This window comes from Vibrio harveyi NBRC 15634 = ATCC 14126 = KCTC 12724 (genome assembly GCF_001591145.1).
In the GTDB taxonomy this organism is placed as follows: domain Bacteria; phylum Pseudomonadota; class Gammaproteobacteria; order Enterobacterales; family Vibrionaceae; genus Vibrio; species Vibrio harveyi.
Genome location: NZ_BCUF01000039.1, coordinates 1 through 13,587 on the forward strand (window position 1 = coordinate 1; position 13,587 = coordinate 13,587).

A 13,587-nucleotide genomic window follows, 5' to 3' on the forward strand; every position below is an offset into this window, starting at 1 on the left:
GGTTACTTGGGTATACCAAGACTATGTAATTTTGCGGATGTATCCGCACCTTGAGCAGATGTATACCTCTTTGATGCCCATTAGTTTTTGCAATAGGGTGCGTTTTTGACGCTGTAAGTAAATACCGTGCTGGCAAGTGTTCATGAGCAGCCCATATCATTGAATATATGGGCAATAGTTTAGGGAGAGAAGCGCTTATATCTCAATAGCATGTTACTTATATATTTAAGTTTAATGTATTGAATTATAAGGAAATTTTTGATTTTAGTTTATGTAAGTACTTACATCACTTCAGGCTAAACAACTCTTCTGCGTTTTTGGTCGTCAGAGCATCAATCGCTTCAAGGCTTTCTCCGCGCAGTTCTGCCACGCGCGCCGCCACTAAAGAAGTGTAAGCTGGTTCGTTACGTTTCCCACGATGTGGAACAGGGGCAAGGTACGGGCAGTCTGTTTCTAGAATCACCCAATTCATGTCCAGATGCGGGATAACCTTATCCATACCGCCGTTTTTGAAGGTTGATACTCCGCCCAGACCTAAGTGGAACCCAAGCTCGTTGATCGCCTGTGCTTCTTCTACGCTGCCACCAAAACAATGGAATACACCACGCAAGCGACCATCTTGTTCTTGACGAAGTAAGGTCAGTGTTTCTTCAATTGAATCACGAGTGTGGATAACGACAGGCAAATCCATCTCTTTAGCCCAGTTTAACTGAGTCACAAACGCCATCTCTTGTTCTGCTCGGAAGGTTTTATCCCAGTACAGATCAATACCGATTTCACCCACTGCAATAAAGTTATGCTTTTTAAACCAGCCACGGATGATTTCCAGTGTTTGCTCGACATTGCCATCGACGTAACATGGATGCAGCCCCATCATTGAACGACAAACCTCAGGATAAGCCGCTTCGGTTTTTAGCATCGGCTCAATAGACTCAAGATCGATGTTCGGCAGCAGAATTTTATCAATGCCTTGTTCTAAAGCGCGCTTCACTACCTCGTCGCGGTCGTTATCAAATTCGCTAGCGTAAATATGAGCGTGAGTATCGATCATGGTTGGTCTCTATGGTTTATCGGTGTATGGAATTAGTGAGAAGTATACTTGAGTGTGAGTGCGGGGTCATTTTCGGTTTTTTTCATGCCGTTTTTCCATATTGCTGCTCGCAAGGTGTATCAAGAGTGATATGATTTTGCCACCAGATGATTTGATCATCGTAACCTTCCAGACAAGGAGAAAGTGGTGTCTGTATCAATTCAAGGTCCATTCCCTGCACGCCGTATGCGTCGTATGCGTAAGCACGATTTTAGTCGTCGTTTGATGGCTGAAAACCAAGTTTCAGTAAACGATTTGATTTACCCAATGTTCATTCTGATGGGTAAAGATCGTCGTGAAAGTGTTGAATCGATGCCGGGTGTAGAACGTTTGTCGATTGATTTAATGCTAGAAGAAGCACAATACCTAGCAAACCTAGGCGTACCAGCAATCGCGCTTTTCCCTGTCGTAAACCAAGACGCTAAAAGCTTATGTGCTGCTGAAGCTTACAACCCTGAAGGTTTGGTTCAGCGCGCAGTACGTGCATTAAAAGAGCACGTGCCTCAAATCGGTGTGATCACAGACGTGGCACTTGACCCGTTCACTACTCATGGTCAAGACGGCATCATCGACGAAGATGGCTACGTGATGAATGATGAGACAACCGAAGTTCTCGTAAAACAAGCGCTGTCTCACGCAGAAGCGGGTGCAGACGTGGTTGCACCATCAGACATGATGGATGGCCGTATCGGTAAAATCCGTGAAGCACTAGAAGAAGCGGGTCACATCCATACTCAAATCATGGCTTACTCTGCGAAATACGCATCAAACTACTACGGTCCATTCCGTGATGCAGTTGGTTCATCAGCGAACCTAAAAGGTGGCAACAAGAAAAACTACCAAATGGACCCTGCGAACACAGATGAAGCGCTACATGAAGTGGCTCTTGATATCAATGAAGGCGCAGACATGGTGATGGTTAAGCCAGGTATGCCTTACCTTGATGTGGTTCGTCGTGTTAAGACTGAGCTTCAAGTTCCAACGTTCGCTTACCAAGTTTCTGGTGAGTACGCGATGCATAAAGCAGCCATCATGAATGGTTGGCTAAAAGAGCGCGAGACCGTGATGGAATCTCTGCTTTGCTTCAAACGTGCAGGCGCGGATGGCATCCTGACTTACTTCGCGAAAGATGTAGCAGAATGGTTAGCGGAAGAAAACGCACAAGCTGCAGAGCACCTAGTAAAGACTCAAGAAGCGACAGACGAGTAATTATCGCTCAATGAGAAAAACCAGACCGACAATTGTTGTCGGTCTGAATATACCCAAGTACCCTCAAGACGGAATACACACGGCTTGAAGTTACTTGGGTATATTTATTTCTGGAGAGTAAGACAATGACAATGCTGATTCGTGAAGGCACGCTGGAAGAAGCGATCCAAGTGGTGGCTCGTGTTACTGAGTTTGCACGTGGTGAGACGGTTGAATCCATGGCGGAGCGTCTTGGGGATAAAAAAAGCTTAATCTTAGTCGCTGAGAAAGCAGGAGCTATCCTTGGCTTTAAAATCGGCTATGAGTTAGATGATTACACCTTTTACAGCTGGTTTGGTGGCGTTGCGCCAGAAGCGCGCAATGAGGGTGTGGCACAGATGTTATTGGAAGCGCAAGAAGAATGGGTCGCAGAGCAGGGTTACAAAACGTTAAAAGTGAAATCACGCAACCAATTTCCTGCCATGCTTCGTTTGTTGCTAAGAAACGACTATATCATTGAAAAATTTGAAGAAAAAAACAACTTGCGTGAGTCTCGAGTCCACTTCATTAAGGCGCTATAAAAAATAAATGAGATTTTTTCTCATTTAGGTGTTGACTGTTAAATGAGAATCATTATTATTAAACCTGTCTTAGGGAATGAGGAAAGTTCACAAGGACGTTGAGTTGCTAATTAACTGAGTGTTGAGAAGGTAATGAAACATTTTCCCCAGAACTTGCACGAATTCTTTTTGACACGACATTGCTCACATTGCTTCCAGTGTAATTTATAGCTTCTTGGTTAAGCTGCCATATAAATGGAAATAGCTTCACCACTTCTGCTAGGCGACCCAATTGGGTCGCTTTTTTCTTTTCTGAGATTTCTAATTGACGCCTCTATTGGCAACTTTTCCACATGTCATGATCATTTTAGGATCGTTGATCTTCTCGCCTGTTGGTATTTATTTTTATTAAAAACAATGTCTTACGTTGGTGTTTTGTTGGTTTTATTTCCGTTGGATAACCAGTGGATAATTTCTATAAACAGAGTTATCCACAAGAAGGTGCAAGTTTCGTGAATAACATCGGAAAATTTCCGCGACCTTGATCGAGCGAACAAGATAGATTCGGATCAGCAGTCATGGCATTCTAAGCAGATCTATTAAGTACTGATTTGGATACAGACAATTATGGCAAGTATTCCTGAAAATCCGTTGATTCTGATCGACGGTTCTTCTTATCTATATCGCGCTTTTCACGCTTACCCAGGCACGATGAGTAACGGTGAAATTCCAACTAACGCAGTTTACGGTGTAGTCAACATGTTACGCAGCATGATGCGTCAGTTTGCTTCTGATCGTATTGCAGTGGTTTTCGATGCGAAGGGTAAAACCTTCCGCGACGATATGTACCCGGAATACAAAGCGAATCGTCCACCAATGCCGGACGATCTTCGTTGCCAGATTGAACCTCTGCACAACGTTATTCGCGCTATGGGTCTGCCATTGATCTGTATTCCAGGCGTAGAAGCCGATGACGTGATTGGTACTCTGGCTTATCAAGCATCGCAACAAGGCATGCCTGTTTTGATTAGTACTGGCGATAAAGATATGGCGCAGTTGGTGGATGACAACGTTACGTTGATCAACACCATGACAAACGTTGTGATGGATCGTGAAGGTGTGGTTGAGAAGTTTGGTATCCCACCTGAATTGATCATCGACTACCTAGCGTTGATGGGCGATAAAGTTGATAACATTCCTGGTGTTCCGGGTGTGGGTGATAAAACCGCTACTGCTTTGCTACAAGGCATTGGCGGTCTGACTAAGCTGTATGAAAACCTCGACGATATCGCTGCGCTTGGCTTCCGTGGTTCAAAAACCATGGCTAAGAAGCTAGTCGACAACAAAGACAACGCAATGCTGTCTTACGAGCTAGCGACCATCAAGTTGGATGTGGAGCTGGAGGAGACGCCAGAATCATTGCTAAAAGCAGAACCAAGCACAGATGAACTGATCAAACTGTACGGTCAGTTGACGTTTAAGTCTTGGTTGAATGAGCTATTAGAAGGCGGCATAGGTGTAGTAGAAGCGGATGAATCAACCGGCGCTGCGCGTGGTGGTTCTGCTTCATCTAAAGCAGATATGGACACCTCCGCAGTAAAAATCGACCGTAGCCAGTACGAAACCATCCTAGATGAAGCTTCATTTAATGCTTGGTTAGACAAACTAAAAGCGTCTGAATTATTTGCGTTTGATACCGAAACTGACAGCCTAGATTACATGGTGGCAAACTTAGTTGGTTTGTCAGTTGCAACTGATGAAGGCATTGCTGCTTATGTACCAGTGGCTCACGACTACCTAGATGCACCTCAGCAGCTGGATCGTGATTGGGTACTTGAACAGCTTAAGCCGATTCTTGAAGATGAGGCTCAGGCGAAAGTCGGTCAAAACCTAAAATACGATGCGTCTGTGCTGGCTCGCTACGGTATCGAGATGAAAGGCATCAAGCACGACACCATGTTGGCGTCTTACGTTTACAACAGCGTAGGTGGCAAACATGATATGGACAGTTTGGCACTGCGTTTCCTACAGCACAGCTGTATTTCATTCGAGCAAATCGCAGGTAAAGGTAAGAACCAACTGACCTTCAACCAAATCGAACTGGATGAAGCTTCACCATATGCTGCAGAAGATGCGGACGTGACACTTCGTCTACATAACCGTTTGTTTGCTAACATCGAGCAAGATGAAAAGCTAAAAACCGTATACGAAGAAATCGAAATGCCTCTCGTGCCTGTGCTGTCTCGCATTGAACGTACTGGTGTATTGATTGATGACATGAAGCTTAGCGCGCAATCTGTAGAAATTGCTGCACGTCTGGACGAGCTTGAGCAGAAAGCCTATGAAATTGCGGAGCAAGAGTTCAATATGAACTCACCGAAGCAGCTGCAAGCACTTCTGTTTGAAAAAATGGGTCTACCAGTTATCAAGAAGACGCCATCAGGCACACCTTCTACTAATGAAGAAGTGCTGCAAGAGCTGGCTCTGGATTACCCACTACCAAAACTGATTTTGGAATACCGTGGTCTGGCGAAGCTAAAATCAACGTACACCGACAAACTACCTAAGATGATCAACCCATCAACAGGTCGTGTGCATACTTCTTACCACCAAGCGGTGACCGCAACGGGTCGTCTATCTTCAACCGATCCTAACTTGCAGAACATCCCAATTCGTAATGAAGAAGGTCGCCGTATTCGTCAGGCATTCGTTGCACCTACAGGTTATAAGATTCTGGCAGTCGACTACTCTCAGATTGAATTACGTATTATGGCGCACCTATCAGGTGACCAAGCACTGCTTGATGCGTTCCGTGATGGTAAAGATATCCACGCAGCAACGGCAGCAGAAATCATGGGCGTTTCTATTGAAGACGTTTCAAGTGAGCAACGTCGCCGTGCGAAAGCGGTTAACTTCGGTCTAATCTACGGCATGAGTGCATTTGGTTTGGCGAAGCAACTGGGTATTCCTCGTGGTGAAGCACAAGCGTACATGGACAAGTACTTCGAGCGCTATCCAGGCGTGATGCAGTACATGGAAGACACGCGCAGTGCGGCTTCAGAGCAAGGCTTCGTCGAGACCATCTTTGGTCGCCGTCTACACCTTCCTGAAATTCAATCTCGTAACGGCATGCGTCGTAAGGCGGCAGAACGTGCAGCGATCAATGCACCGATGCAAGGTACCGCTGCGGACATCATCAAGAAAGCGATGTTGTTAGTTGATCAGTGGATTCAAGAAGAAGGCAACGGTCGAGTGAAACTTCTGATGCAAGTACACGATGAACTGGTATTTGAAGTTGAAGAGTCGTCTTTGTCCGAAATTGAAAGTAAAGTACAGAATTTGATGGAATCTGCAGCAGAGCTGAAAGTGCCTCTAGTGGCAGAAGCAGGTCACGGTGACAACTGGGATCAAGCACACTAGTCATTTTTAAGCCAATTTAGCCAATTTAGTATGAGCCAGCGCACAAACGCTGGCTTTTTTGTGTCATTAAAAAAGCAAATCAGATCTGAGATTTAATGTTGCTTAATAAAACTTTCATGAAAAAAAACTACAAAAGTTCTTTGCAAATCTGACCAATTGTTGTACATTATCTCTCGTAGGGTACAGAGGTAAGATGTTCTATCTTTCAGACCTTTTGTTTCACGTTATTGGATTAGGCTGATTCAGCCGCCCCAGTCAGTTTTTGACTGGGGCGTTTTTTATTGGGCGAAAGAAAAATTTTCTTTTTGATCAGTAAGTTAAGCTAAACCCTCAAAAACCTTCTTTTTTGACCTTTCTAAGTCACTGCAAAATCTCGATTTTTCCTTCAAATTTATTGCGTTATTCATGCTGTAAATTTACGCCAGTCACACTATTATTTTTTCTTGAAAGAAACTAAGTTACGTCTTTTTGATACTTCGTTTAACTTAACTATCTGAATGTTAAGACTATTGGATGGTTTGGGTGGGGATATTTGTCGGTGAGCAGGAAATAAGATTGCTTTTTAACCTATTGAAATCGAATCTCAGTTCAGTAATGCTTCGCCACATAACAATAATTACCAATTTTTCTCTCCCGTTATCCCTGCCAGGAAGGTGGGGATTTTTATTGCCTGAAATTCACGTTTTTAGATGACAGATAAACAAAAGCCCCACCAAAAGGCAGGGCTGTGTCGAAAAAATTTAACAAGTTTTGTTAATTATTCTTCGCCGCTCTCTGGAGCGCCTTGCTCGTCTTCTTCAATCAAGTGTGCAAATGCTGGTGCAAACCAAGTGTCCAGTTTGGCACGTAGCTGATCGACACCTAGACCTTTCAGTGAAGAGAACACGTCAACCGATACGTCACCACCAAATGTTTCCACTTGCTTGCGGATTTTCAGTAGCGTTTGTTTGCGAGCACCGCTTTTCAGTTTGTCTGCTTTAGTCAGAAGAACTTGAACAGGGATGCGGCTGTCGATTGCCCAGAAAATCATTTGTTGGTCGAGATCTTTCATTGGGTGACGGATGTCCATCAGAACCACCAAGCCCTTTAGGCACTCGCGTTTCTGTAGGTATTCACCTAATGATTTTTGCCATTTGTTCTTCATCTCAACCGGTACTTGAGCGAAGCCATATCCTGGCAAATCGACAATGTGACAACCTTCTTCCACTTTGAAAAGGTTGATCAATTGAGTACGACCTGGTGTCTTTGATGTCTTTGCTAAGCTTTTTTGGTTAGTAAGACGGTTAAGTGCACTCGATTTACCAGCGTTTGAGCGTCCTGCAAACGCAATTTCGACACCTTCGTCCTCAGGTAAGTGACGAATATCGGGTGCGCTGGTGATGAAATGCGTGTTTTGGTAATGAATTTTTACGCTCACTGTTAACTCCATCTCGACTTTGTGTAGTCGATTGATTACTTTTTTGTGAAATTGTGTAAAATAACCGTGCTCGGCATAAGGTCGCCTATTGTACCATGAGTGTACGCGGTATGTTCACATTCCGTGGTACTGGAAGCTTGATAATTATAATGGAATGTCATGAAGAAATTAGCGCTAATTTTGAGTCTTTTAGCCAGTTGCTCAGTATGGGCCCAAGGTAATATTGAAGCTGGTAAAGCAAAATCACAAACTTGTGTCGCCTGTCACGGAGCGGACGGTAACAGTGCAATCGCAATGTACCCGAAACTTGCAGGCCAACACGCTAAGTATCTTGAGAAGCAGTTAAAAGATCTAAAACTAGGTATGACTAGTGGTGGTAAGCAAGGTCGTTACGACCCTGTGATGAGTGGTATGGCAATGCCACTGAGCGATGAAGACATCGCTGATCTATCTGCATACTATGCCTCTCTACCAATCTCAGAGAGTTCAACACCAGAAGATGTTGTTGACAAAGGTAAAGTACTTTACACCGCTGGTAACGCAGAACGCGGTCTAACCGCATGTATCGCATGTCACGGCCCTCGTGGTAACGGCACTGAGCTTTCAGGTTTCCCTAAAATTTCTGGTCAGCACTCTGACTACATCAAAGCTCAGCTAGAAAAGTTCCGTGATGGTAACCGTGGTAACGATATGAACGCCATGATGCGTGACATCGCGAAAAAAATGACAGACGAAGACATCGAAGTTCTGTCGAAATACGTTGGCGGTCTGCACTAAACCCCTACATAGTTCGAGCACAGTTATACAAATATGCCCTAGCTTTTTTGCTGGGGCATTTTTGTTAGTGATCTTGATCACATATGGATTTTCATTCACAAGTGATAGTTAGCTCGGTGCTTTGTGAGACATTTGCCATACTTGTTCGATACTATTTCTCATCTTTTTCTTTAAGTTATTGATAGATTGAACTATTTATTTTTGACCCAAAAAACCTATCAATAATTTTTTTCAATGACTTGTCGGTTTTTATCCAGTCCGTAAAGTAGAGGCTGTTCACAAGGAGTGAATGACAGGAATTTAGACCATGGATATAAGGTCTCCAAGGACGCAAACGAAGGACGTTTGATAGTCGGAAAAGGGACTTAGGTAGGCAAGGAGCCTATCAGATATGGATGGTCATCTAGTCTAACGGTTAAGACAGCGAAACGGATCAAGCTCAGGAAGTAGCTCAGTAGACAGGAAGTAAACGGATAGCCAAAACTCATCAGGAAGATGAAGAACAACACTTTTTGGCAAGGAAAGCTCGAAAAACAAAAGGATTCTTGGTGCACCAAATGAGTGCAACACAGTTTCGCCACTATTGGTGGTATTCAGAAAGCGACAGTCTCACTGTCGCTTTTTTTATACCTTCAATTCCGATAAAAACTTTTTTAACAAAAACTGCTGAAAAAGTATCCAGTAACACTCCAATCTGAGTCCACTTTCTGGTATGTTTCGCATCCCTGTTTGAGGAAGTCAGCATGCACACCTGTCCTTTATGCCAGAATCAGCGCACTCACCATTTTTTTGAAGATAAGCAACGCGAGTATCTTCAATGTGAGCAGTGCAGTTTGGTATTCGTCAATCCAGACCAACGTTTGGATGCGGAAACTGAAAAAGCTCACTATGATCTGCATGAGAACAATCCTGAAGATATGGGATATCGCCGTTTTTTGGCACGAATTGCTGACCCAATCGCAGAGCGAATTTCACCACAATCGAACGGAATCGACTTTGGTTGTGGTCCGGGCCCTACGCTTTCCTTAATGCTAGAAGAAGCGGGGCACAACATGGCGTTGTACGATCTTTACTATCACCCAGATACTTGTGTGTTGGAAAAGCAGTACGATTTCATGACAGCAACAGAGGTGATCGAACATCTCTACCACCCAGATATGGTGTGGAAGCAATGGTTGAATTTAGTTAAGCCAGGTGGCTGGATAGGCCTGATGACGAAAATGGTCATCGATGTAGAAGCCTTTCGGACATGGCACTATAAGAACGATCCAACGCATGTGGTGTTCTTTAGCCGTGATACGTTCCAGTTCCTAGCAGAGCGGGATAAGCTCGAACTCGAATTTATTGGTAATGATGTAATTTTACTGAGGAAGACCCAGTAATGAGCCGTAAAAAGAAATCAAGAAAGCCAGGTGCCTCTGGCGCACCTGAGTTTGTAGTAACTCGTAATCGTACAGAATCAGATGTAGAAGGTCGTCTACGTAAGCGCGCGAAAAAGCGTAAAGGCTTGAAGACTGGTAGCCGCAACTCTGATGCGGAAGAGCAGAAGAAACAAGCCGCAGCGCAAAAACGCGATCCTCGCTTAGGCAGCAAGAAGAAAATTCCTCTGATTGTTGAGCCGGCGAAGAAGCAAACGAAACAAGAGCGTCGTCTATCTGCTGAGCAAGAGCTAGAGATGCTAGAAAACGATGCGCAATTGAACGTGTTGTTGGATCGTATCGAAGCGGGCGAAAACCTAGGTACTGGTTTACAGAAATATGTAGACGAGAAGCTAGATCGCATCGAGAAGCTAATGGATCAACTAGGTCTACTAGAGCCGGAAGAAGACGACGAAGACTTTACTGCGCCAGCAGTAAAAGGGTCTCGTAACGACGACGATCTACTTGCAGACTTCGACGATATCAACTTCGACGACTACAAAGGATAAGTAATCCATGAACGTAACCTTATTAGCGATTGCGGGTGCAGTGATTATTATCGCGCTGGCTTCTTATGCAGGTTACCTTCTGCTTCAATTGAAAAAGCAAAAGGAATTGCAGCTGAAGCATCAAAAATTGGCGATCGATAAGCGTAACGCCAACATTTTTGAGAACGTGCATACCTTGTGTCAGGCGGGCATCCAAGGGCAATGTGACTTGTCGGAAATCAGTATTCGTGTTTACAACATCATGGATTATGTCCAAGGTGAAGACCGTATCGATTTTGATGCCACATACCCTGCGATTTCTGAGTTGTACCATACCGTGAAAGATATGGCGCGCGGCGAAGAGCGCCAGCAGCTTGCCAAAAAAGAACGTATGCAACAGAACCTGACGCGTCACAAAGCTGAACAGCGCTTAACGGACGCGATCATCGAAGAGCTCAAAGTGTTGCAAAAAGACGTTCAGCCACTGAATAACCAAATCAATATTCAGATGATCTAATTGGTGCCCCCGATGGTTTCCTTATAACCAATGGGGGTATCGTGATCACGCTAGCACTTCTTTGGTTTTATACTTAAAAAGCCGACAGCGACTACCGTAGTTGTCATCGTCGTATGGCAAAATAACGGTTTCTGAATATCGGGCGACGGCTTTCGTCTCCCTAGCATTTAACGGAAAGTACCACCATGTCGAATCAACACACTGAATCGAAACAGCAAATCGTCTGGGATCAAGCGGTATTGGATAAGTACAACTACTCTGGCCCGCGCTACACGTCGTACCCGACAGCACTGGAGTTTCATGAAGCGTTTACCATTTCGGACTACGATATGGCATGCACTCAGTACCCAGATCGTCCGCTATCTCTGTACGTTCACATTCCGTTTTGTCATAAGCTTTGCTACTACTGTGGCTGTAATAAAGTCATTACTCGCCATTCGCATAAGGCTGACGAATACTTGGATGTACTTGAGCACGAGATTCGTCAACGCGCGTCACTATTGGGTGAACGCCAGGTGACTCAATTGCACTTTGGTGGTGGTACACCAACTTTCCTATCTGAAAAGCAAATCACGCGTGTGATGAACTTGCTACGCCAAGAGTTTACGTTTAGTGCGGATGCGGAAATCAGTATTGAAGTTGACCCACGTGAAATCGAGCTCACTATGCTGGATCACTTGCGTGGTGAAGGCTTCAACCGTCTGAGCATTGGCGTGCAGGATTTCAATAAAGAAGTTCAACAGCTCGTGAACCGTGAGCAAGATGAAGCATTTATCTTTGCGATGGTTGCTCGCGCAAAAGAACTTGGTTTCCGCTCAACCAACCTTGATTTGATTTACGGCTTGCCGAAGCAAACCAAGGCATCTTTTGCGAAGACACTAGAGCAAGTGCTAGAAATGCAGCCGGGTCGTTTATCGGTGTTTAACTACGCGCACATGCCACAACTGTTTGCTGCGCAGCGTAAGATTAAAGATGAAGATCTGCCAAAAGCGGAAGAGAAGATGGCGATTCTGCAAGACACCATCGCTACGCTAACAGGTGCTGGTTACCAGTTTATCGGTATGGACCACTTTGCGATGCCGGATGATGAGCTTGCTGTGGCTCAGCGTGAAGGCATTTTACACCGCAACTTCCAAGGCTACACCACGCAAGGTGAATGCGACTTGGTTGGCTTTGGTGTTTCGGCGATTTCAATGATTGGTGATGCGTACGCGCAAAACCAGAAAGAATTGAAGAAGTATTACGCACAGGTGAATGAATCTCGCCACGCGCTGTGGAAAGGTGTGTCACTGGATGCGGATGACTTATTGCGCCGTGAAGTGATTAAACAGCTTATCTGTAACTTCAAGCTGGATAAGAAGTCGATTGAGTCTGAATTTGGCGTTAAGTTTGAGCAATACTTTAAAGAAGACCTAGAGCTACTACAAACCTTCATTAATGACGAGTTAGTGGAAGTGGATGACCGTGAAATTCGCGTTACGCTTCGTGGTCGTCTGTTGATCCGTAACATCTGCATGAGCTTCGATAAATACCTAAGAGCGAAAGCGCGTCAGCAGCAATTCTCGCGCGTTATCTAATCTTTAGCCGATTCTAGATATAAAAAATGCCAGCAAATGCTGGCATTTTTTTATGTTTTTGCGGCAATTAAGCGCGATCTTTCACTTTTTCTTTCAGTTCAGTTTTTTCTGCATCTGATAGGAAAGCGATGTCTAGACCGTTGATTTGCGCTTGGCGAATCTGTTCTTGAGTTAGGCCTGCTGCTGGTGCCGCCACTTCGTATTCGTAAGGCAGTTCAATACCTTCCACTGCTGGATCGTCCGTGTTTAGACACGCAAGTACGCCGTGATCTAGGAACTGTTTCAGTGGGTGGTTTGCTAATGATTCAACAGTGCTAGTTTGGAAGTTTGACGTTAGGCACGATTCAATACCAATACGGTTTTCTGCAAGGTAATCCATCAGTTTAGGATCGTGGATTGCTTTCACACCGTGACCGATACGTGTCGCTCCAAGCTCTTGAATAGCTTGCCACATGCTTTCTGCGCCAGCCGCTTCACCTGCGTGCACCGTTACATTCAGACCTGCGTCGCGCACTTGTTTGAAGTGAGACACAAAACGGTCACCTGGTTGACCAAGCTCATCACCAGCAAGGTCAACGGCAACCATGTGGTCTTTTTGGCTAAGGATTGCATCAAGCTCTTGCTGACACGCATCAGTACCGAAAGTACGGCTCATGATACCGATTAGGTTTGCCTTGATACCGAAATCACGCATACCCGCTTGCACGCCATCAACTACTGCTTCTACTACGCCTGCGACTGGTAGTTTGTGTTTCATCGCCATGTAGTATGGAGAGAAACGCAGTTCTGCGTAATCAATTTGCGCGTTTAGTGCGTCTTCAACGTTTTCGTAAGCAACGCGGCGACACGCATCTAGATCCCCCAACACTGCTACGCCCCAATCAAGCTTAGAAAGGAAAGCAACAAGAGATGGCTCAGCTTCAACAATTTGAACGTGTGGTGTTAGTGATTCGATGTCGTAAGCAGGTAGCGCAATACCAAATTGCTGACCAAGCTCAAGAATAGTCTTAGTACGAATGTTGCCGTCAAGGTGACGGTGCAAATCAGTTAGGGGAAGATTCTTAGTTATCATTATGGCGATCCGGGTTTGTTGTGAACAGGAACTCAGCCCAAACATTATCAATGACAATACATG

Annotated in this window: 12 protein-coding genes; 9 read left to right on the forward strand and 3 right to left on the reverse strand. The window is 44.7% G+C overall.

Annotation, left to right across the window (positions count from 1 at the left end):
- Positions 1-286 precede the first annotated feature (286 nt).
- The gene (locus tag VHA02S_RS18265) at positions 287-1,051 is read right to left on the reverse strand and encodes a TatD family hydrolase (RefSeq protein ID WP_017189945.1); all 765 of its coding nucleotides are present in this window, start codon (positions 1,049-1,051) and stop codon (positions 287-289) included.
- 186 nt (positions 1,052-1,237) lie between these two features.
- Between VHA02S_RS18265 and hemB the strand changes: the two genes are divergently transcribed.
- From hemB to spfP, 4 genes are all read left to right on the forward strand, one after another.
- A complete protein-coding gene (gene hemB / locus VHA02S_RS18270) occupies positions 1,238-2,299 on the forward strand; it encodes a porphobilinogen synthase (RefSeq protein WP_005448548.1) in 1,062 nt (353 codons plus the stop codon).
- A gap of 125 nt (positions 2,300-2,424) precedes the next feature.
- The gene (locus VHA02S_RS18275) at positions 2,425-2,859 is read left to right on the forward strand and encodes a GNAT family N-acetyltransferase (RefSeq protein WP_017189946.1); all 435 of its coding nucleotides are present in this window, start codon (positions 2,425-2,427) and stop codon (positions 2,857-2,859) included.
- Positions 2,860-3,465: 606 nt separating this feature from the next.
- Entirely contained in the window at positions 3,466-6,258 is a 2,793-nt protein-coding gene (gene polA, locus VHA02S_RS18280) for a DNA polymerase I (RefSeq protein ID WP_038897927.1), read from the forward strand.
- Between the two features lie 193 nt (positions 6,259-6,451).
- Positions 6,452-6,499: a small protein SpfP gene (gene spfP / locus VHA02S_RS26585; RefSeq protein ID WP_438356636.1), complete on the forward strand. Its 48-nt coding sequence runs from the start codon at positions 6,452-6,454 to the stop codon at positions 6,497-6,499.
- Positions 6,500-7,015: 516 nt separating this feature from the next.
- Here spfP and yihA read toward each other — a convergent pair.
- Entirely contained in the window at positions 7,016-7,675 is a 660-nt protein-coding gene (gene yihA / locus VHA02S_RS18285) for a ribosome biogenesis GTP-binding protein YihA/YsxC (protein ID WP_009698995.1), read from the reverse strand.
- Between the two features lie 159 nt (positions 7,676-7,834).
- Between yihA and VHA02S_RS18290 the strand changes: the two genes are divergently transcribed.
- From VHA02S_RS18290 to hemN, 5 genes are all read left to right on the forward strand, one after another.
- On the forward strand, positions 7,835-8,452 hold the full coding sequence (locus VHA02S_RS18290) for a c-type cytochrome (RefSeq protein WP_005448544.1): 618 nt from the start codon (positions 7,835-7,837) through the stop codon (positions 8,450-8,452).
- 743 nt (positions 8,453-9,195) lie between these two features.
- Positions 9,196-9,834 carry a class I SAM-dependent methyltransferase gene (locus VHA02S_RS18295; protein WP_005448542.1) on the forward strand — a complete coding sequence of 213 codons (639 nt, stop codon included), beginning with the start codon at positions 9,196-9,198 and terminating at the stop codon, positions 9,832-9,834.
- Positions 9,834-10,379, forward strand: a complete 546-nt coding sequence (gene yihI / locus VHA02S_RS18300; RefSeq protein WP_005448540.1) for a Der GTPase-activating protein YihI — start codon at positions 9,834-9,836, stop codon at positions 10,377-10,379. The genes VHA02S_RS18295 and yihI overlap by 1 nt, the downstream gene beginning before the upstream one ends.
- A 7-nt stretch (positions 10,380-10,386) precedes the next feature.
- Positions 10,387-10,875 (forward strand): DUF2489 domain-containing protein, encoded by a 489-nt coding sequence (locus VHA02S_RS18305; protein ID WP_009702678.1) that lies wholly within the window; start codon positions 10,387-10,389, stop codon positions 10,873-10,875.
- Positions 10,876-11,060: 185 nt separating this feature from the next.
- Positions 11,061-12,452, forward strand: coding sequence for an oxygen-independent coproporphyrinogen III oxidase (gene hemN / locus VHA02S_RS18310; RefSeq protein WP_038897928.1), 1,392 nt, complete (start codon positions 11,061-11,063; stop codon positions 12,450-12,452).
- 67 nt (positions 12,453-12,519) lie between these two features.
- Here hemN and add read toward each other — a convergent pair whose 3' ends face one another.
- The gene (gene add / locus VHA02S_RS18315) at positions 12,520-13,524 is read right to left on the reverse strand and encodes an adenosine deaminase (RefSeq protein WP_005448535.1); all 1,005 of its coding nucleotides are present in this window, start codon (positions 13,522-13,524) and stop codon (positions 12,520-12,522) included.
- Positions 13,525-13,587: the final 63 nt, after the last annotated feature.